This is a genomic window from Cupriavidus taiwanensis (assembly GCF_900250075.1).
Lineage (GTDB): Bacteria > Pseudomonadota > Gammaproteobacteria > Burkholderiales > Burkholderiaceae > Cupriavidus > Cupriavidus taiwanensis_C.
The window spans coordinates 2,620,855-2,640,834 of the sequence record NZ_LT977070.1 but is presented as its reverse complement, the minus strand read 5'-3'; the positions used below and the strand labels follow the sequence as shown (position 1 = coordinate 2,640,834).

The 19,980-nt window shown below is 68.5% G+C and carries 17 protein-coding genes and 1 tRNA gene; 14 read left to right on the top strand and 4 right to left on the bottom strand.

The window, feature by feature from the left end; translation table 11 throughout:
• Positions 1 to 54 precede the first annotated feature (54 nt).
• On the top strand, positions 55 to 2,139 hold the full coding sequence (locus CBM2588_RS12210) for a serine/threonine protein kinase (protein ID WP_115680722.1): 2,085 nt from the start codon (positions 55 to 57) through the stop codon (positions 2,137 to 2,139).
• A 49-nt stretch (positions 2,140 to 2,188) separates the two neighbouring features.
• Here the strand turns inward: CBM2588_RS12210 and CBM2588_RS12205 are convergent, their stop codons facing one another.
• Positions 2,189 to 3,283 carry a formylglycine-generating enzyme family protein gene (locus tag CBM2588_RS12205; RefSeq protein ID WP_439897432.1) on the bottom strand — a complete coding sequence of 365 codons (1,095 nt, stop codon included), beginning with the start codon at positions 3,281 to 3,283 and terminating at the stop codon, positions 2,189 to 2,191.
• A 448-nt stretch (positions 3,284 to 3,731) separates the two neighbouring features.
• Here CBM2588_RS12205 and CBM2588_RS12200 point away from each other — a divergent pair, with 448 nt between their 5' ends.
• The 9 genes from CBM2588_RS12200 (at position 3,732) to CBM2588_RS12160 (ending at position 16,452) form a co-directional block, all read left to right on the top strand.
• Entirely contained in the window at positions 3,732 to 4,157 is a 426-nt protein-coding gene (locus CBM2588_RS12200; protein WP_115680721.1) for a DUF4399 domain-containing protein, read from the top strand.
• A gap of 58 nt (positions 4,158 to 4,215) precedes the next feature.
• Positions 4,216 to 4,644: a DUF4399 domain-containing protein gene (locus CBM2588_RS12195; RefSeq protein WP_115680720.1), complete on the top strand. Its 429-nt coding sequence runs from the start codon at positions 4,216 to 4,218 to the stop codon at positions 4,642 to 4,644.
• A gap of 304 nt (positions 4,645 to 4,948) precedes the next feature.
• The gene (locus CBM2588_RS12190) at positions 4,949 to 5,215 is read left to right on the top strand and encodes a hypothetical protein (RefSeq protein ID WP_115680719.1); all 267 of its coding nucleotides are present in this window, start codon (positions 4,949 to 4,951) and stop codon (positions 5,213 to 5,215) included.
• Between the two features lie 183 nt (positions 5,216 to 5,398).
• A complete protein-coding gene (locus CBM2588_RS12185) occupies positions 5,399 to 6,862 on the top strand; it encodes an efflux transporter outer membrane subunit (RefSeq protein ID WP_115680718.1) in 1,464 nt (487 codons plus the stop codon).
• A gap of 228 nt (positions 6,863 to 7,090) precedes the next feature.
• Positions 7,091 to 9,808: an FHA domain-containing protein gene (locus tag CBM2588_RS12180; protein ID WP_115680717.1), complete on the top strand. Its 2,718-nt coding sequence runs from the start codon at positions 7,091 to 7,093 to the stop codon at positions 9,806 to 9,808.
• Positions 9,805 to 11,187 carry an HlyD family efflux transporter periplasmic adaptor subunit gene (locus CBM2588_RS12175; protein WP_115680716.1) on the top strand — a complete coding sequence of 461 codons (1,383 nt, stop codon included), beginning with the start codon at positions 9,805 to 9,807 and terminating at the stop codon, positions 11,185 to 11,187. The genes CBM2588_RS12180 and CBM2588_RS12175 overlap by 4 nt, the downstream gene beginning before the upstream one ends.
• A 78-nt stretch (positions 11,188 to 11,265) precedes the next feature.
• A complete protein-coding gene (locus CBM2588_RS12170) occupies positions 11,266 to 12,018 on the top strand; it encodes a peptidylprolyl isomerase (RefSeq protein ID WP_115680715.1) in 753 nt (250 codons plus the stop codon).
• On the top strand, positions 11,999 to 15,112 hold the full coding sequence (locus CBM2588_RS12165) for a peptidase domain-containing ABC transporter (protein WP_172583584.1): 3,114 nt from the start codon (positions 11,999 to 12,001) through the stop codon (positions 15,110 to 15,112). The genes CBM2588_RS12170 and CBM2588_RS12165 overlap by 20 nt, the downstream gene beginning before the upstream one ends.
• On the top strand, positions 15,109 to 16,452 hold the full coding sequence (locus CBM2588_RS12160) for a sigma-54 interaction domain-containing protein (RefSeq protein ID WP_115680714.1): 1,344 nt from the start codon (positions 15,109 to 15,111) through the stop codon (positions 16,450 to 16,452). Before CBM2588_RS12165 ends, CBM2588_RS12160 begins: the two co-directional genes overlap by 4 nt.
• Before the next feature lie 27 nt (positions 16,453 to 16,479).
• Here CBM2588_RS12160 and CBM2588_RS12155 read toward each other — a convergent pair whose 3' ends face one another.
• Both CBM2588_RS12155 and CBM2588_RS12150 read right to left on the bottom strand, forming a co-directional pair.
• Positions 16,480 to 17,256: a PP2C family protein-serine/threonine phosphatase gene (locus CBM2588_RS12155; RefSeq protein ID WP_115680713.1), complete on the bottom strand. Its 777-nt coding sequence runs from the start codon at positions 17,254 to 17,256 to the stop codon at positions 16,480 to 16,482.
• Between the two features lie 62 nt (positions 17,257 to 17,318).
• Positions 17,319 to 17,612: a hypothetical protein gene (locus CBM2588_RS12150; RefSeq protein ID WP_115680712.1), complete on the bottom strand. Its 294-nt coding sequence runs from the start codon at positions 17,610 to 17,612 to the stop codon at positions 17,319 to 17,321.
• A 315-nt stretch (positions 17,613 to 17,927) separates the two neighbouring features.
• Here CBM2588_RS12150 and CBM2588_RS12145 point away from each other — a divergent pair.
• From CBM2588_RS12145 to CBM2588_RS12135, 3 genes are all read left to right on the top strand, one after another.
• A tRNA-Arg gene (locus tag CBM2588_RS12145) sits at positions 17,928 to 18,002 on the top strand.
• 133 nt (positions 18,003 to 18,135) lie between these two features.
• Positions 18,136 to 18,357, top strand: coding sequence for a DUF2188 domain-containing protein (locus tag CBM2588_RS12140; protein WP_115680711.1), 222 nt, complete (start codon positions 18,136 to 18,138; stop codon positions 18,355 to 18,357).
• Positions 18,358 to 18,481: 124 nt separating this feature from the next.
• Positions 18,482 to 18,760: a hypothetical protein gene (locus tag CBM2588_RS12135; protein ID WP_115681475.1), complete on the top strand. Its 279-nt coding sequence runs from the start codon at positions 18,482 to 18,484 to the stop codon at positions 18,758 to 18,760.
• Between the two features lie 96 nt (positions 18,761 to 18,856).
• Here the strand turns inward: CBM2588_RS12135 and CBM2588_RS12130 are convergent, their stop codons facing one another.
• On the bottom strand, positions 18,857 to 19,189 hold the full coding sequence (locus CBM2588_RS12130; RefSeq protein WP_115680710.1) for a DMT family transporter: 333 nt from the start codon (positions 19,187 to 19,189) through the stop codon (positions 18,857 to 18,859).
• A gap of 264 nt (positions 19,190 to 19,453) precedes the next feature.
• Here CBM2588_RS12130 and CBM2588_RS12125 point away from each other — a divergent pair, with 264 nt between their 5' ends.
• Positions 19,454 to 19,972 carry a hypothetical protein gene (locus tag CBM2588_RS12125; protein WP_115680709.1) on the top strand — a complete coding sequence of 173 codons (519 nt, stop codon included), beginning with the start codon at positions 19,454 to 19,456 and terminating at the stop codon, positions 19,970 to 19,972.
• Positions 19,973 to 19,980 lie beyond the last annotated feature (8 nt).

Genomic DNA, 19,980 nt, shown 5'->3' with positions numbered 1-19,980 from the left:
TATCCAGCGAGGAGAGGGCATATCCGCACGGTGGGACAGGCCCTGCCAGCAACCATGTCAGGGCATTCCGTGGCCAGTCTCAAAGACCTGATCCGCAAGTTCCAGAACGGTGGTCTCTCCGACGACGAGTTCGTCGCGTCGTTCGAAACGGCGCTGGCGCAAGACCCCACCACGCCGAGCCAGGCGGCCCGGGTGGTGATCGAGGAAAACACGCGCTTTCCGTTTCCGCCCGCGGTCTATGCCGAAGTGATGCGGCGCATCGAGCGCCGCGGCGCCACCCAATACGACGGCGCCACCGACGCCACGCGCCTGGCCGGCACCGAGACCGGCTCGATGTATGCGGCCTCGCCCGAACCCGGCACGCTGCCGCAGACGCCGGCCACCAAGGGCGTGGGCGATACGCTCAACGGCCGCTTCGTGCTGGAGGAATGCCTGGGCGTCGGCGGCATGGGCACGGTCTACAAGGCGCTCGACCTGCGCAAGCTGGAAGCCTCGGACCGCCGGCCCTATATCGCCATCAAGGTGCTTAACCTGCAATTCAGCGGCCATCCCAAGTCGCTGATGGCGCTGCAGCGCGAGGCGCGCAAGGCGCAGACGCTGGCGCACCGGAACATCGTCACGGTCTATGACTTCGACCGCGACGGGCCGGTGGTCTTCCTCACCATGGAGTACCTGTCGGGCTCGTCGCTCAACCATGTACTCAAGGCCCCGGGCTTTGCCGGCATGCCGATGGCGCGCGCCATGCCCATCATCCAGGGCATGGGCAATGCGCTGGCGTATGCGCACGAGCGCGGCTTCGTGCACTGCGACTTCAAGCCCGCCAATGTCTTCCTGACCGGCAACGGCGAGGTCAAGGTGATCGACTTCGGCATCGCGCGCGGCTTCCTGCCGCCGGCCGACGAGTCCGACCGCACCGTATTCGATCCCGGTTCGCTGGGCGGCATGACGCCGGCCTATGCCAGCCCCGAGATGTTCGAGCATCGCGAGCCCGACCCCCGCGACGATATCTACGCGCTGGCCTGCGTGACCTACGAACTGCTGAGCGGCAAGCATCCCTACCAGCGGCTGTCGGCCAACCAGGCGCGCGAAGCGGGGCTCAAGCCGGCGCCGCTGCAGCAGCTGGGCCGCACGCAATGGAAGACCCTGCGTGAAGCACTTTCGCTCGACCGCGAGACGCGCACGCCGACGGTCGCGCGCTTCCTGCAGGGCATGAGCGTGGCGTCGGCCGCCGTAAGCGGTCCGGCGCGCCGCTCCGGGCCGCTGGTGGCGGGTGGCGTGCTGACCGCGCTGGCAGGCGTGGCGGCACTCGGCTACTACGCCTGGCAGTCGCAACGGCAGGCCGAAGTCCCGGCCGCGGATGCCGGCACGACGGCGCCGCTCAGCGCTGCCGCGCCGGCGGCGGAGCCGCCCGCTGCGCCAGCACCTGCGCCGCCAGCGCCCGCGCCGGCCGCTGCGGCGGAGTTGTCGATGGCCGAGGTCGGCAAGTTGCTGGCCGCGGTGCCGTGCTCGCTGCTTGCCGGTGCGCGCCAGGACCAGACCCTGCACGTGCGCGGCTACCTGGCGGAAAGCGTGGGTGCGGCGCGCCTGCGCGAACAGCTCAGTGGCTTGCCCGGCGCCAAGGCGCTGCGCGAGGTAGTGGTCGACGCCCAGCCGCTGGCCGCCGACAAATGCGAAGTGGCCAGGATGATCGCGCCGTACTGGTCTGGCAACCGGCAGGGCGAAACGGCATCGTCGCTGCAGTTGCGCGGCAAGGGCACGCAACTGACCGAGGGCGCGCCGATGGTGCTCGACCTGCGCACGCCGGCGCAGGATTCCTATGTCTATGTCGATTACTTTGCCGCCGACGGCAAGGTGGCGCATATGGTGCCGAGCCAGCGCATACCGGCCCACCAGGCGCCGCCGGCGCATCACGCCACCATCGGCGACAGCGGCGACTGGGTCGTATCGGCACCGTTCGGCAACGAACTGGTGGTGCTGCTGACCACGCCGGCGCCGCTGTTCGCGGCGCGCCGTGCCGAGGTCGAGTCGCGGCAGGAGTATTTGCGGGCGCTGGAAAAGCCGCTGGCGCAGATGGCGCGCACGTATGGCCGCGACCGCATCAGCGCGGACCTGGTGCAGATTTCCACGCGCGCACGCTGACGGCGCTGGCCACGGTGCGCGGGCTTGCGCTTTACGCCGCAGCGGCTTGCTACTTCATGTCGCGTGCCACGCGAAAACCGTTCTGCGATTGCCGCACGCTCGGGCTGTATTTGAAGCGCGTCGACGACACCATGTAGCTGGCGCCTTCGCGCCACGAGCCGCCGCGAATGACACGCGCGCCGCAGGCGTTCTCGTTCCATGCGCGCCCGTCGGCGGGCGCGCCCTTGTACGAGCTGTGCCAGCAATCGGCCACCCATTCCCACACGCTGCCGTTGACGTCATGCAGGCCGTAGGGATTGGCCGCGAACGAACCCACCGGCGCCGGCGCATCCTGGCTCCACGGATCGCCGCAGTCCTTGCAGTTGGCATTGCCCTTGCGCATCTGGTCGCCCCACCAGTAAGTGGTGGCACTGCCGCCGCGCGCCGCGTATTCCCATTCCGCTTCGGTGGGCAGCCGGTAGGTCTTGCCGGTGGTCTTGCTGAGCCATGCCACGTACTGCTGCGCGTCGTCCCAGCTGACGTCGCGTACCGGTGCGTTCCTGGCGCTGTCGGCGACGGTGGGAATGCGCTGGCAGCCGCCGGCGTCGGCACAGGCGTTCCATTGCTCGACCGTGACTTCATAGCGGCCGATGGCAAAGGGCTGGGCGATCGAGACCTGATGCGGCGGCTTTTCGGCCGGGTCGCTGGTGCTGCTGCCCATGGTGAAGCTGCCCGCCGGCACCGTCACCAGCGCCGGGCAGGCCGGGCAATCGCGGATCTCAGCGGTGCGCAGCGTGGTACTGACCACCCCGTCGCCCGCCGCGCCGGCGCGCGGCGCCTGGGCCGCTGGCGCTGGTGCAGGCGCTGCAGGACGCGCGGCCGCGGGCGCAGGCGGCGCGGCCTTGGGCGGGGGCGCCGAAGCCGCAGCAGGCGGCGAGGATCGCGACGCTTGTCCGCCGGGCGCGGCGCCGGCGCGTGGCGCGCTCGCCTGCGCCTTGGGCGCGGGGGCGCTGCCCGCCAGGCGCTCGAGCCGTGCCCTGGCCAGTCCCGCGAATCGCCCGTTGGGGTACTGCTTCAGGTAGGCCTCGTAGTCGGCGGCGTAGTTGCTGTTCTTGATCGATTCCCAGAAGCTCAGCTCATACTGCTCGTCGGTGTTCTTCGGCATGATGCCGGAGAGCAGTGTCCGGTCTTGCGCCGCCGAATCTTGCGCCGCCGAATCTTGAGCCGATTCGCCAGCCGCGGGCATTGCCGTGGCGAGCAGCGCGGCCGTGGCGGTTATCGGGATCATCGCAGCCACGCGTACCACTGGTAGGTTGCGCCACATCTTCACACCTCGCTGGAGCGCCGCGATTCCATTGCATGCCGTACCCGCCGGCATGCGCTGGGCACATTGGGGTGTGGCAGGACGTCGACCGGCTTGCTTCAAGATAGCACAGCGGGTGTGGATGCGGCGGAGCATTGCGAGGTCGCCGCCGCAAACCGGGGTCGCCTTTTCCGCGCTTGCGTTCTAACCTGAATGACGAATCGCCGAGCGCTGACCAACAAGCAACAACAAGGGGCTTTCGGGACAACGTGATCGGGTTTCGGGAATAGATCTCGGGGAGGCGACGCGTATGTCCAGACGATTCCTGCTCCGCCTGCTGGCGGCCGCCACGCTGGCCGCTGCGCCTGCGCTGTCGTTGCCGACGGCGGCGCCGCCCAATGCCGAGGTCTATATCATCTGGCCGCACGACGGCGCTGTCATCGGTGGCGGCAAGTTCTGGGTGCGCATGGGCCTGCGCAATATGGGCGTCTGCCCGAAGGGCGTCGAATCGCCGCGCTGCGGACACCATCACCTGCTGATCGACACCGAGCTGCCACCGCTCGACAAGGAAATCCCTTCGGACAAGAATCACCTGCACTTCGGCGCGGGCGAGACCGATGCGCGCGTCGAACTGCCGCCCGGCAAGCACACGCTGCAATTGCTGATGGGCGACGCGAAGCATGTTCCGTTCGAGCCTCCGATCTATTCGAAGAAGATCACGATCACGGTGAAATAGCGACGCAGCGTGCGCCGCGCACGCTGGCAGATGCCGATCAACAGACAGGGAGAGCGCCATGTCCCGACTACTTGCCGCGGCTGTCTTCGCCGTCAGCCTGTTGCTGTCATCGTGGGTGCAGGGCGGCCCCACGGCCGCGCCGCCCAATGCCTACCTGTATATCGGCTGGCCCAATGACGGGCAGACCCTGCCCGCCGGAAAGCCGTTCAAGGTGTGGTTCGGGCTGCGCAACATGGGGGTGGCGCCCAAGGACGTGAAGTTTCCCAATACCGGGCACCATCACCTGCTGATCGACGTAGAGTTGCCGCCGATGGACAAGGAGATTCCCAACGACCGCAATCACCTGCATTTCGGCGCGGGCGAGACCGAAACCATGATCGAGCTGGCGCCGGGCAAGCACACGCTGCAGCTGCTGATGGGCGATGACAAGCACATACCGACCAACCCGCCGGTGTATTCGAAGCGGATCACGATCTACGTGAAGTAGCCTGCTGCAGGCAGCCTGGTGACCTGGCGCGGGACCGGGTCAGATTGTTGGCCCGATCCCAACAGGCATCCTCCCATCTGTTGGCGCACTCCCGCCACCACGCCGCGCGGCAATCGTGCCGCAGTCCTTCCCGGCCACGCGCCGGAAACGAAAAACCCCTGTGTTTACAGGCACTTCGGCCCTCTGCCCCGGCATCGCGGGCGCGCTGGCACAGTCCCTGCGTTTGTCCCTCCCGAGCGCGACACCAACCCGATGCTCGAACCCCGAAACCCCAGGCAACACCCTTCCTCTACCGGAGACCATCATGACCAAGCTGACCCTCACCGACCTGACCACCGTCGAAACCCTGGACCGCAAGGGCATGCACGCCGTGCGCGGCGGCCGCGCGCTGCCGTTCGTGGCCGTGTTCCAGCCGCTGAACCTGTCGTTCGACAAGAGCATCACCGCCGTGCAGGAGATCGCGCAGATGCAGTCGGTCACCAACCTGAACGGCAACGGCTCGGCCTTCCTCGACCATGTCCGTTCGCATGTGGATACCAACCAGAACGCCAGCAACAATATCTATCGTTGAGAGGATGGTTGAGATGGCGCAGCGCCGCGGGGGCGACCCCGCGGCGCTTTTGCCGACCCCGTGCCGATCGGGGTTGGAGCGCGCGCCCGCGCGCACCACAATACAGACAGACGCGGCGGCCCCGCTGGACCGGCGAACCGGCATAGCCCTGCCGAACGCCGCCGTCGCACGCAGGAACACATCGTGCCCGAATTCCCCATCGCTCCGTCCGTGCCTGCGGTGATCCGCGCGCCGCGCCGTGTGGCCTGGCTTGCCGCGCTGGCGGCCGGCCTGGCGTTGCTGGCGGGTTGCGCCGATTTCCGCCCGCCGGTGTACCAGCGTCCCGAAACGCCCGCCAAGGCCGAATGGTCGCGCCAGGACTCGATCACGGTATCGCCGTCCGAAGCGGTGCAGCCCAACTGGTGGCTGGGCTTCAAGGACCCGTACCTGAACCAGCTGATCGAACGCGCGCTTGGCGGCAACTACGACATCAAGGTGCTGGCGGCGCGCATCCGCGTGGCCAACGCGCAGATCGGCGAGGCCCGCGCCGGCGGGCTGCCGGTGATCGACATCGGCGCGGGCGCGAGCTTCGAAAAAAGCACCGGGCAGAAGTCCACATGGACCTATAGCGCCGGCGCCCAGCTGAACTGGGACATCGATATCTGGGGCAAGGTCGAGAAGGGCGTGCAGGCGCAGACGGCCGAGTTCCGCGCCACCGAGGCCGACTGGCGCGCCGGCTACCTGACGCTGGTGGCCAATGTCTCGACCACGTACTTCCAGATCCTGCAGTTCGACGAGCAGATCGAGCAGCAGTCGCGCACCGTGGCCAGGAACCAGCAGATCCTGTCGACCTACCAGGCCATGTACCAGAACGGGCTGGTGCCGAAGATCCGCGTGATGCAGCAGCAGGCGGAAATCAATCGCCTGAACAAGGACCTGCTCGAGCTGCGCCGTTCGCGCGATGTGGCGGAGAACGCGCTGGCGACGCTGGTGGGCGTGCCCGCCGGCAATCTCAAGGTGCCGGCCGGGCGCCTGCAGGATCGCGTGCAGCCGCCGGCGGTGCCGGCGGGATTGCCGTCGCAGCTGCTGGCGCGGCGCCCGGACGTGGTGGCGGCGGAGTACCGCGTGCTGGCCGCCTACAACATCGTCGGCCAGGCGCGCCTGGCGCAGCTGCCCAGCATCAGCCTGACCGCGCGCGGCGGCACCGCCAGTTTCGCGCTGAGCGACCTGCTCAAGTCCTTCACCTTCGGCTTCATGCCGAGCATCAACCTGCCGATGCTGGACCCGAACGTGCGTGCGCGGGTCAAGACCACCGAGGCGCAGGTGGGCGTGGCGGAAAACGAATATGGCCGCACCGTGATGACCGCGTTCGAGGAAGTCGAAACCGCGCTGGTCAACGTCGACGCCCACAAGAAACAGCGCATCGAGCTGCAGCAGCAGGTGGAACAGCTGCGCGTGGTATCCGCGCAGATCGAGGCGCAGCTGAAGGAAGGCGTGGTCTCGCAGCTCGAAGTGTTCGAGACCGAGCGCTCGCTGCTGGCCGCGCAGCTGCAGTTGTTGGCGGTCCACCAACAAATCCTGGGCGACACCATCACGCTCTACAAGGCGCTCGGCGGCGGCTGGCCCGAGGCCGATGTGCGCAACACCGCCCTGAATCCACCGCAGTAAGTGGTGCCGGCGATGCCGTGCCGGTGCAAAGGTGATGCCGGCGCAAGCAACGCGTTGCGCAACGCCTGTGCGCACGCCGGCCGCTGGCTTCAAGCCGATGCCGCTGCCACCCCAACCACGCCTGCCGTGGCCGATTGACTAGCCTAGGCCGTCGCCTACTATGTTCTTAGTCGCTTCATCCCCCCTGGCCCGCCACCGCGGCAGCCGCGCTGTTGGCTCGCTGGAAACATGGCTCCTGACGAAGCACTGATCATGGAAATGCCGGTGAAAATGGCCCAGGGATCCGCACGGGAACTCGCTCAGCATGCGGCGCAGGACGTGGCGCCGGACGCGGTGCCGAACGCCGCGCAAGACGCGGCGCAGGAATTCGATATCTTCCTGACGCCGGTGGCGCGCCCCGAGCTTGGCGTAATCCGCATCGAGGAAGCGCTGTTCGCGGTCGGCCGCAGGGAGCTGCCGTTCGCGACTTACCCGGAAGCGCTGGCCGCAACGCTGTCGCGGCGCCATGCGCGCATTTTTGCCGAGCATGGCGCAGTCTATGTGGCGGACCTCGGCAGCAAGAACGGCACGCGCGTCAACGGCACGGCCGTGGCGCGCCAGCCGGCGCAGCTGAGCGATGGCGATGAAGTCGCGTTCGGGCCGATGCTGTCGTTCCGGGTGCGGCTGTCGCCGCGCGCGCTGCGGCCCGAGCCGCCGCGGGTGGCGCTGACGCTGGTGCCGGAACGCCATGACGTCGGGCTGCAGCCGCTGCACGTGGAGCAGTTCCCCTACCTGATCAGCAAGGGCGACGATGCCTTCGCGCGTTTTCGCGACAGCTATCCGCACCAGGTCAACTACCTGTCGCGGCGCCATGCCCATATCTACCTGAAGGGCGGCATCCCCTTCGTCGAGGACCTTGGCAGCACCAATGGCACCTTCGTCAACGGCAAGCGCCTGGCCGACCACGGCGTGCCGCTGGATGATGGCGACCTGATCGCGTTCGGCGGCAACCACTTTGTCTACCAGGCCCAGGTGCGGTCCGACGGCGCCGGCGACGCCACGGCGACGCGTTCGCTGCTGCAGCTTCCAGACCCGCCGGCCGCGCCTGACACGCCCGGCACGCCCGGCACGCCCGCATCGCATGCCGCGGTGGCTGCCGCAGTTGCCCCGCCGCCCGCCCGCGACGACGGCGACCGCACCACCTTTGTCGGCGCGCCCGATTCCTTCCTCGATATCTTCTGCGTCGACTATGCCGCCCATCAGGAAGACGAGGTCAACAGCGAAGCCGAGGCCCAGGCCGCGGCAGCCACCGCCGCCGCCGACGGCGCGCGCGGGCACCGCGCGCGCGGCCGTGCCGCGCTGCTGCTGGCGGAAGGGGCGCGGCTGTTCGGACTGGGCCAGCCCGCGCGCGTGCGGCGCGCGGCGCGCTGGGGCGGGGCCCTGCTGCTGCTCGCGCTGGTGGCGGGCGCCGCGGTCTACTGGCGTGGCGCGCCGGAGCGCGCGGTGCAGTCGCGCTTCGCCGCGGGCGACCACGCGGGAGCGGCGCAGGCGGCCGACAGCTACCTGGCGCGGCATCCCGACGATGTCGAAGTCCAGGCCGTCGGCACCGAAGCCTTGCTGCGCGCCTACGTGCCCGACTTTGCCGCCAGGCTGAAGGCCGGCGACATGGCCGGCGCCGATGCCGTGCTGGCGCGCCTGCGCCAGCTCAGCACGCACAACGCGGAAGCACGGCCGCTGGTGGCCGAGCTCGACTGGGTCGGCAAGCTCGAGCGCTTCACCGCGCCGCGCGCCGTCGATGCGCCGATCCGGCTCTACACCGACGAGACGCCGATGCGCCAGCTGCTGGCGTACTGGAACCAGGACACCGCCGCGCACCAGCGCGCGCTCGGGCGCATCGCGGCCGACGTGCCGGCGTTCCGCGACCTGTATGCCGATGCGCTCAGCGATGTGCGCCGGCTGCAGAACGATGCCTCGGTGTATCTGGCGGCGATCGACCGGCTCAATGCCACCATCGCTGCCGAACTGGGCCGCGACCGCCCGGAGGCCTTGCAGCCGGTGCTTGCCGAATACCGCGAGAAGTATCCGCGCCTGGCCGGCCTGGACCGGCTGCAGTCGGACCTGGATCGCTACACCGGCCTGCTGCAGGCATTGCGCGCGCGCCGGCCGGGGCAACTGGTGGCGCTGCTGGCCGACAGCCGTTTCGCCACGCCGCCGTTCCAGGCGCAGCTGGCCACGCTGGGCGCGCGCCTGCCGCCGGCCGAGGTGGCGCGCGCGTATGCGACCGCGGCCCGGGCGTGGCAGCGCGGCGACAGCACCGCTGCGCTGGCGGCGCTCGGGCAGATCCGTGGCGGGCCGTGGGCCGACGACCTGGCGCGCGACCTGGCGCACAAGCAGAAGGTGGCGGCGCAGTATGCCGCGTTGCAGTCCGCGCGCGGCAGCCGTGGCTACGAGGACCGCCTGCTCGATTTCTACGCCATGCTCGAGGCGGAGGAGGACGGCTATTTCGCCAAGGCGGTCGAGGCCGATGTCAACGGCGTGCGCGACAGCGCCCTGCGCCGCGCGCGCGAGCTGATGGCGAGCGCGCTCGCGGCGTGGAAGCAGTATCGCGCCAACGGCGTGATCGGCGGCGAGCAGCGGCTCGAGCCCGGCATCTCGCCGAAGTTCCGCGCGCAGGCGCGCTTGCTGTCGCAGGCGCAGGACGACGCGCGCCAGGGCATGCGCATCTTCACGCAACTGCGTGCGGGCGAGAGCGCCGACCTGGCGCAACTGGCCAAGGTCGAGCAGGAGATCCGCGCCGAGGCCGAGCAGCAGCGGCACGCGCTGCGCGAGCTAAGCACGGTGCTCGACCCCGCCGTGCTCAAGGCCAAGCTGGCGCTGATCGGCGGTGAAGACAGCGGCAAGGCGCCGGAGTCCGTCGCGGCTGCGTCTGCGGCTGCAGCCACGGTCCCGCCACAGGGGAAGCCATGAAGGACGATGCCCGCCACGCCGGCCTCAAGCCGCTGTCCGAGGCGCTCGAAGACCACGGCGCCGAAGGCATCGGCCTGCTCAGCGCGGAGCCGTCGCGGCTGGGCCTGCTGACCATCGTCACCACCTTCGCACTGGTGTTGTGCGGGCTGGTCTGGTCCTTCGTCGGCCACGCCGATGTCATTGTCACCGCGCAGGGTACGCTGGCGCCCGAATCCGAGGTGCGGCGCTTCTATGCCCCGGTGGACGGCGAGCTGGCCGACCTTTACGTGGCGGAAGGGCAGCCCGTGTCCAAGGACGATGTGCTGGCGCGCCTGAATGCGCGTGGCGCGATCGAAGCCGCCGCCAACGCGCTGGAGGCGCAGCTCAAGCTGGAAGACTCCGAGCGCGAGTGGAAGCAGTTCCCCGACAAGAAGGCGCTGATGGAACGCCGCGCGGCGGCGCTCAAGCAGCAGATCGACGTGGCCACGCGCCAGCACGAGACCCGCATCGCCGAAGGCACCACGCGGCTGGCCGAGCAGCAGCGCGCGCAACTGCAGGAAGCGCGCAGCAACCTGGACAATGCGCGCCGCGCGCGCGAGTTCGCGCGCCAGGAGCAGGACCGCTATGCGCGCCTGCTGGCGCTGCCCGGCGGGGGCGGGGTTTCGCAATCGCAGGTCGATGCCAAGCGTGCCGCGGCGCAGGATGCGGACAACAACCTGCGCGTGGCGCAGTCGCGGCTGGGCGAACTGGAGGCGCGCCTGGGCCGCGAGCTGACCCAGGCCAGCTCCGAGCTGGAAAGCAGCGGCCAGGACCTCGCTGGGTTGCGCGTGCAATATGACGCGGCGCTGCGCGAGATCGCCAATACCGAGGACAAGCTGCGCCTGCAGGTGCAGACCGCCCGGCTGGTGGCAGACGCCGCCGCGCGCATCCGCTTCGAGAACATCGACAAGGACAATTTCCTTCTGATCCTGGCGCCGGTGTCCGGCGTGATCACCGACGTCACCTCGACCCAGCGCGGCGACAAGGTGCAGGCCAATACGCCGCTGGGCGGCATCGCGCCCAAGGATGCGCGCCCGGTGGTGAAGATCGTGATTGCCGAGCGCGACCGCGCCTTCCTGCGCGAAGGGCTGCCGGTCAAGCTCAAGTTCAATGCCTTCCCGTACCAGCGCTACGGGATCATCGACGGCACGCTGGAATTCATCTCGCCCGCGACCAAGCCCGGCGGGCCGGACAAGCAGCCGGTCTACGAGGGCCGCGTGCGCCTGGCGCGCGACTATTACACCGTGGCCGACAACAAGTATCCGCTGCGCTATGGCATGACCGCGACGGCGGAGATCGTGGTGCGCGAACGGCGCCTGATCGACCTCGGGCTCGATCCCTTCCGCGAGGTGGCGGGCTAGCGCCGCGGTGGCACACTGGAACAGCATCTGGCCAGCCCTGGCGCGCCGCCGCGCCGGGCCGCCAAAGGAGTCGAAAAAATGACTGGCATCGTGCGTATCGACGACGAGGTGCTTGGGGTCGAGGAGTTCGTGCGCCTGCTCAAGCTGACCGGGCAGTTCGAAGGGCTGGTCGAGCAGGTCGTGCGCGACAAGCTGACCGTGCACGCCGCCAGGCGCCAGGGGCTGGTGGTCACGCCGGAAGAGATCCAGGAACGCGCCGACCAGTTCCGCCGCGTGCAGGGCCTGCACCGCGCCGCCGACATGAACCACTACCTGGATGCGCTCAACGTCAGCCTGGACGAGTTCGAGGCCTTCATCACCGACAGCCTCTATCAGGAGCGGATGATGGCGCAGGTGTGCAGCGATGCGGCGGTGCAGGAATACTTTGCGCTGAACTCGCCGCGCTTCGACAGCATCGAGGTCAGCCATATCGTGGTCGACAGCGAAGGGAAGGCGAGGGAACTGATCTCGTACCTGCAGGACGATCCCGACGCCTTTGCCGAGATGGCGCGCGAGCATTCCATCGCCGACACGCGCGAGCGCGGCGGCGAGATCGGCAAGGTGCTGCGCGGCTCGCTCAAGACCGAGATCGAGGCCAAGGTCTTCAATGCCGAGCCGGGCGACCTGCTGGGGCCGTTCCCGGCCGCCGACCGTTCGTTCTTCGAGGTCTTCCTGGTGCGGGCCAAGCACCCGGCGACGCTCGACAGCGAGGTGGCGGTCGAAGTGCGGCGCCTGCTGCGCGAGGACTGGCTGATGGCCAGGGCGCAGGAACATGTCATCGAAGCCCGCTAGCGAGGCCGGTCCGGCCGACGCCGCCACCGCCGCGCCGCAGCCGCCGGAAGCGGGCCCGGCGCTGGCCGCTTTCCTGGCGACGGTCGAGATCCTGTCGGTGCTGACGCCGGATGAACTGGCGCGCCTGGCCGACGCCGCGCAGGTGCTGAGCTTCGGCTTTGGCGACACCGTCTGCAATGCCGGCGAAGCCGCGCCGGGCCTGTTTATCGTCAGGTCCGGCTCGGTGCGCGTGTTCAACGAGGAGCACGGCAAGGAAATCAGCATGGGGGTGCGCAAGACCGGCGAGGTCTTTGCCGATCTCGCGCTGCTGCGCGAATACCGGCACGAGTCGTCGGTGCGCGCCTCGGGCAAGACCGAGTTGCTGATGATCCCGCGCAGCGTGAGCGAGCCCGTGGTGGCGGGCAATCCCGCGGCGCTGGCCTTCATCACCAGCTATGTCGCGATCAGTTCGGCCGGCGGCTTTGTGGCGCGGCTGTTCGACCTGCGCGGCAAGCTCGACAAGCAGGAACTGGAAGACGCGGTGCGCAGCGTCGGCGTGAAGCGCGTCGCGGCCGGCCGGGAAATCCTGAAGCAGGACGGACGCGACGACCGGCGCCTGTACGTGGTGCGCCAGGGCACGGTGCGCATCGTGCGCAGCGAAGACGGCAGCGAGTTTCCGCTGGCGACGCTGGGCCAGGGCGATATCTTCGGCGAGCGCGCCTGCGTGATGCGGCAGGAGCAGCTGGCGTCGGCCATGGCCGAGACCGACGTGCGCCTGCTGGTGATTCCCGAGAAAACCGTGCAGCTGATCCTGGAGCGCAATCCGCGCCTGCGCGAGGTGCTGGAGGAGCGCATCCGGGTGCTGGACCGCGAGCTGCATCGGCAGAAGAAGCTGGCCGAGCGGCGCAAGCGTCCGGTACTGCTCGACCTGGCCTCCCGGCCCGAGCTGGGCGAAAAGCTGATCCGCCGCTTCGCGCTGGTGGAGCAGGCCGAGGAAATGGATTGCGGCGCGGCCTGCCTGGCGATGATCTGCCGGCACTACGGCATCCCGATGACGCTGGGCAAGCTGCGCGAGCTGGCCAACGTCACCACGCAGGGCGCCACGCTCGACAGCCTGGCGCGCGCCGGCGAATCGCTGGGCTTCACCACGCGCGGGGTGCAATGCACGCGTGATTCGCTGATGGGATTCGAGCTGCCGTTCATCGTCCATTGGGAGGGCTACCACTACGTGGTGGTGTACGGGATCTCGTCGCGCTGGGTGTGGGTGGCGGATCCCGCCATCGGCTTCCGCAAGATGAGTGCCGAGGAATTCGAGCGCGGCTGGAGCGGCACCTGCCTGCTGTTCACGCCGGGCGAGAGCATGACGCAGCTGTCGGTGCAGCGCTCGCCGTGGCTGCGCTTCATCGGCTACCTGGCGCCGTACAAGAAGATCCTGGCGCACCTGTTCCTGGCGACCTTCGTGATCCAGATGCTGGGGGTGGTGCCGCCGCTGATCATCCAGAACATTCTCGATGGCGTGGTGGTGCACCAGAACGTCGGGCTGCTGCACCTGCTGATCGCGGGGCTGATCATCTCGAGCGTGTTCTCGCAGCTAATGTCGACCATCCGCGCCTACCTGGCCAACTTCATGGTGCGCAACATGGATTTCGCCATGATGTCGCATTTCTTCAGGCACACGCTGTCGCTGCCGCTGTCGTTCTTCGCCAAGCGCAAGACCGGCGACATCTTCGCGCGCTTCCAGGAGAACCAGACCATCCGCGCCTTCCTGACCGAATCGACGGTGACCACGGCGCTGAACCTGCTGATGGTGTTTATCTACTTCACCATCATGTTTCTCTACAACGTCAAGCTGACGCTGCTGCTGATCGCCTTCGTGATCCCGATCGCCGCGCTGACGGTGGTGGTGACGCCGCGGGTCAAGGGCTATGCGCGCGACGTGTTCGCGACCTCGACCGATGCCAAGGCCTACCTGATGGAAACGCTGGGCGGCGCCGAGACCGTCAAGGGCATGGGCATCGAGCGCCCGGTGCGGCTGCGCTGGGAGCGCAAGTACACCAAGGCGCTGGAATCGCAATACAAGGCGCAGCAGTTCCATATCCTGGTGGGGCTGGCGAGCCAACTGCTCAATGCCGCCACCACCATCGCGGTGCTGTGGGTGGGCGCGACGCTGGTGCTGGAGCGCGAGCTGACCATCGGCCAGCTGATGGCCTTCAACGCCTTCATGGGCAGCGTGCTGGCACCGCTGATGGGGCTGGTGGCGCTGTGGGGCCAGCTCAACGACGCCGGCGTGGCGATGGAGCGGCTTGGCGACGTGCTCGATCTGGAGCCGGAGCAGAAGCCGCAGGACGTGCTGTCGCGCGTGATGCTGCCCGACCTGCAGGGCGAGATCGTGATGAAGGACCTGTACTTCCGCTACGGCGGCGAAGACACGCCCTATGTGCTGGAGAACATCAGCTTCGCCATCCGGCCCGGCGAGATGGTGGCGATCGTCGGCCGCAGCGGCTCGGGCAAGACCACGCTGGCCAAGCTGCTGGTGGGCTTCTACAAGCCCACCGAGGGTTCGATGACGGTCGACGGCTACGACCTCAACGTGATCGATGCGGCGTTCTACCGCGCCCAGGTCGGTTATGTGATGCAGTCCAACCTGCTGTTCTCCGGCACCATCGCCGAGAACATCGCCTGCGGCGACGACAGCCCGGACCGGCGCCGCATCGAGGAAGTGGCGCGCATGGCCGACGCGCATGCCTTTATCAGCAAGCTGCCGCTGGGCTACGAGCAGGTCGTCGGCGAACGCGGCATCGGACTGTCGGGCGGGCAGATCCAGCGGCTGTGCATTGCGCGCGCGCTGTACCACGACCCGCGCCTGCTGGTGTTCGACGAAGCCACCTCGGCGCTGGATACGCAGTCCGAGAGCAACATCCTGGCCAATATGCAGGAAATCCTGCGCGGGCGCACGGCGGTGATCATCGCGCACCGGCTCAGCACCATCATGCAGGCCGACAAGATCCTGGTGCTGTACGAAGGCGCCATCGTCGAGCAGGGCCGGCACGAGGAGCTGCTGGAGCGCAAGGGCATGTATTTCCAACTGGTGCAGAAGCAACTGAGTGCCGCATGAAGCTATACAACCAGGGTGCCACCCCCGTCTCGGTGACTTCGCCGGTGTCGTTCGCCGGGCTGATCGAGAAGATCGAGATCCTGCGCTCGACGCTGCGCTGGGCGTCGAAGCTTGACCGGCCCGAGATCGAGAAGCTGCTCAAGCAGGCCACCACGCTGCGCGACGAGGTGATGGGGCTGTCGCACAAGGAGCGCTTCGTGCAGGCGGCATCGTCTGCCGACGCCGCGGCAGGATCCACGGCCACAGATGCGCCGCCGCAGCCTGAGGTCGAGCGCCTGCCGCGCGAGCGCCGCCAGGCGCTGATGGAGCGCAGCTTTATCTTCGAGGGGACCTTCGGCGACAATCCCCGGCTGCTCGAGGCGCTGGAAATCGCCGAGAAGGCCGCGCCGACCGACCTGCCGGTGCTGATCGACGGCGAAAGCGGCACCGGCAAGGAGCTGATGGCCAAGGTGATCCACGCCAACGGTGCGCGCACCGACAAGCCCTTCATCTCGGTCAACTGCGGTGCCATTCCGGACAGCCTGCTCGAATCCGAGCTGTTCGGCCACAAGAAGGGCGCCTTCACCGGCGCCAGCAACGACCGGCGCGGCAAGTTCGAGAGCGCGCATACCGGCACCATCTTCCTGGACGAGATCGGCGAACTGCCGCTGACCGGGCAGGTCAAGCTGCTGCGCGTGCTGGAGGCGCACGAGATCCAGCGCGTCGGCTCGGACGAGATCATCTCGGTCGATGCGCGCATCGTCGCCGCGACCAACAAGGACCTGCGCCGCATGAGCCAGGCCGGCACCTTCCGCGAGGACCTGTTCTATCGCCTGAGCGTGATCCACGTCAGCCTGCCGGCGCTGCGCGAACGGCGCGACGAGATCCCGCTGCTGGTGTCGTACTTCAGCGACGAGGCTGCCGGCATGCTGCGGCGCGCGCCGGTGCGGCTGACGCCGCGGCTGCGCGACTTCCTGCTGCACTACGACTACCCCGGCAATATCCGCGAGCTGCGCAACCTGCTGTACCGGCTGAGCTGCCTGGCCGGCGATACCGCCGACCTGCCGCACCTGCCGCAGGACATCCGCCCGAAGCCTGCCGCGCTGGCGGTGGTCGGCGCCAGCGCACCCGGCGCTGACATCGCCATGGCCACCTCGCTCAGCGAAGCCAAGCGCGCGGCCAGCGACGAGGCCGAGCGCGCCTTTCTCGAGCGCGGATTGCAGGAGGTGGGCGGCACCGTCGCCGAACTGGCGCGGCGCTTCGACATGAACCGCTCGCACCTGCAGATGCTGCTGAAGAAGCACGGCATCCACTCGAAGGATTTCCGCGCCAGCCGGCAGGCCGAAGCCGGCAAGGGCTAGGGCGCGGCGGGTTTCTGGCGTCAGGCGTCAGGTGTCGAGCTCGGGGTTGACCAGGGTGCGGTCCGATCCGCAAGGATCGGCCGCGCGCAGCACCACCACCGAGATGTTGTCGCGCCCGCCCGCGTCGAGCGCCTTCTGCACCAGCGTCAGCGCGGCCTGCGCCACGTCCTGCTGCGCCAGCACCGCGGCGATCGCATCATCGTCGACTTCGTTGCTCAGGCCGTCGCTGCACAACAGGTAGACGTCGCCGTCGGCCACGTCGGTCAGCAGCTGTTCCGGCGCCAGCGTCGGCGCCGCGCCGACGGCGCGGGTGATGGTGTTCTGGGCGGGATGGTGGCGCGCCTGCTCCGGCGTGATCAGCCCGCGCGCGAGCAGGCGCTCGACCTGGTTGTGGTCGCGCGTGAGGCGCGCCAGCTGGCCGCCGCGCAGCCGGTACAGGCGGCTGTCGCCGGCCCACAGGCAGGCACAGCGGCTGTCGCCGGCCAGCAGCACCACCACCGTGCTGCCGATGCAGCGCACGCCCAGGCGCGCGGCTTCGTCGACCAGCGCCAGGTTCACGCCCTGCAAGGCCGCGCGCGTGGCGTCGATGCGGTCTTCCAGCCGCGCCTGCGGCGGCAGGGCTGTCAGCGCCCGCACCACCGCCTGGCTGGCGAAATCCCCCACGGCATGGCCCCCCATGCCGTCGGCCACGGCCCACAGTTCCTGCCCGGGCAGGTCCAGGCAGGCGTCCTCATTGCGCTCGCGCACGCGCCCGACGTCGGTGCACGCCGCCGAGGTCCACCGGAAATGCGAGTCGAAACCCAAGCTGGTCTCCGCTGCGATCCGCAACGCTCCACGCCGGCGCCGGAGGGCACCCGACGGCGGGATCAGACCAGCCGGCCGTCGTTCCTGGCACCCTGGTCGCCCCGCACATTGATATTGGCGTTCGGCGCGTTGTTGCGGATATCGATGTTCTGGAACTGGTTGTTTATCTGATCAGCATAGAAGCTGTAGTTGATCTCGTAAAAGTTGATCACCGTGCCGAGCGGCGCCGGCGACGACGGCACGAACGGCCGGATCCAGCCGAATACCCATTGCCCACCCGCGCCGCGTACGCGCGCCATGGCGGCGGGAGCCAGTTCGCGGCAGCCGGCAAGGTCATTGATCGAGAGGGTGGCCATATGCGGTCTCCGGTGGAAGGCGCCGATGCGCCGGGGGCGGTACGAGCTATCGAGCAAGCGGCGTGCCACCGACGGCCAGCGGGCCGGCTCGGGCCGGAATCCGGGGCCTGACGCGGGTTCCTGGCAGGGCGGGGGCCAGCCGCCGCTTGCCGCCGGCGCCGCCGAGTTGGATGCGCGCCGACACCCCGGCATGCCGGTGTCGGCCAATACCCACCACCCCGGCGGCGCCGGGCCGCGGGCGTGCGGATTTTGATATACTCCCGCCCGTCTCCAGGATCACCGCGCCCGCGGCTTCCGGTCCTGGCAGTCCTGTCCCTCGCCGTAGTTCAATGGATAGAACGAGCGCCTCCTAAGCGCTAGATACAGGTTCGATTCCTGTCGGCGGGACCACCGATTCTATTGGCAACCGTCTGCCAAAAATCCCTCCTCCCCTCCGCCGTTGCAAATCCGCCCTGTCGGACAAAATCCGATACCGACCCGGGGGCCGACTGCAGATACTCTCTCCGTCAGTTTTGGAGCAGCCATGTCGGACGTTCACGTTTTACGGATCGAGGGACTTCAGTGGGTGGTGGAACGCGCGTGCGGCAGCGAGGGCCGTCTGCTTTTCCCCAGCCGGGAGGCGGCCATCGCGGCCGGCACGGCGAAGGCCGAGGAAGATCGCGTCGACCTGATCGTCCACACGCGCGATGGCCGCGTCGGCAGGCGCATCTCCTTTGGCAAGGACAAGGATCGGATCCACCCATAATGCCCTTGTCAGCGCGAATGATTCGCGTTGCCCGGTGAATTACCGATTTGTAGGACGGAGCCTGATACACAGGGCTTTGCATCTGGCCTATCACCTAACCATATCGCTCAGATGGGAGATGGCCATGCAACCGGGAGTCGAGCCCCTGCGCAGCATCGAGGAGGATCTCCAGGATCTGGACGAAACTGATCAGGCGATCGAGCGCCTGTCCAACCGAATCGATGCCCAGCAGCTGCGGGTCGCGCAGCTGAAGCGCGAGCGCGTCAACGCCGACACGGCGGAATCGATGCTGGCAAACATGCGCGCGAGCCTCAAGCAGCTCGTCATGCATCGCGCGCTGGTGGTGCATGCTATGGCCCGGCGCGGTGCCGGGCGTACCCGCGTGGCCCGGTTTCACAACTAGCCGACCTGGAGTCGGCCAAGCGGCGCTCGGCAAGTGCGCGGCAATGCGGGGAATCCGGCGTCCCGGAACTGACCGGTGTTGGATTTTCCCGCCCTGTCAATGTGCGCTGGTCTTGGAAAACAGCTGGATCACCGCCACCCCGGCAATGATCAGCCCGATGCCGACACAGGCCGCCAGGTCCGGCACCTGCCGGTACAACACCACTGCGATCAGCGATACCAGCACGATGCCCGCGCCGCTCCAGATCGCATAGGCGATGCCGACCGGGACGGTGCGCATCACCAGCATCAGCAGATAGAAGGCGGCGACGTAGCCGGTGACCACCAGCACGCTGGGCAGCAGCCGGGTAAAGCCCTGCGAGGCTTTCAGGCTGCTGGTGGCGATGACCTCGGCGACGATGGCGAGGGCGAGAAGCACGTATCCGTTCATGGCATGCAGAAGAGGCTGGCCGGCAATGGGCCTGAGCCGGCATCTTAGCGTCCCGCGCATGTTGCGCCAAAGCCGCGTCCCTCCCTCGCGGTGGTTGTGCGAAGCGGCAACGCACGGTTGAATGTGCCGCACAAGACCGCAGCAGGCAGGCGCAGGCCGGCCCGCGGCAAGACGGTCGTTCCAGGCAGTCGCGGCAGTCTCGCCTGACCAGGCCGGCACATTCCTGACGATGCCGGCGGCGGGCATGGGGTATAGGGGAGCGGTATGCAACACACTGGCATCGACGGCGCACCCGTCCCGGCGTCCTTGGCATCCTCGGCGTCCGGGGACACGGCCATGGCGCCGGACGGCAATCCTTGGCACGACACCATCGCGGCGGCGGACCAGGCGCTGGAAGAGGCCGCGCGCATCCAGCGCGGCGTGCAGCAGAACCTGAAGCAGCTGCAGGACCTGCGCGCGCTGCGCGAGGAGCTGCGCAAGGCCCATGCGGAGACCGACCGCTACCGCGGCATGCACGCCAGGGTGGTGGTGAGCATGCGGCAGCTGGAAGAAGAAAATACCGGCGCCATGAGCCAGCTGCATGCCGAGAACGAGATGCTGCGGGTGCGGCACCGGGTCTACCGGCTGCTGGCCGAGCACTACGCGCGCGTGGCGCTGCGGCTGGATCCGGAAACCTTTGCCGGCAATCGCGACCGCGTGCTGCAGCACATCCTGTTCCAGCGGCGCAAGGGCGTGCCGCCGGAGGACATCGGCCTGTCCGACCTGGCTTTCCTGCTGCTGTAGCCCCGCGC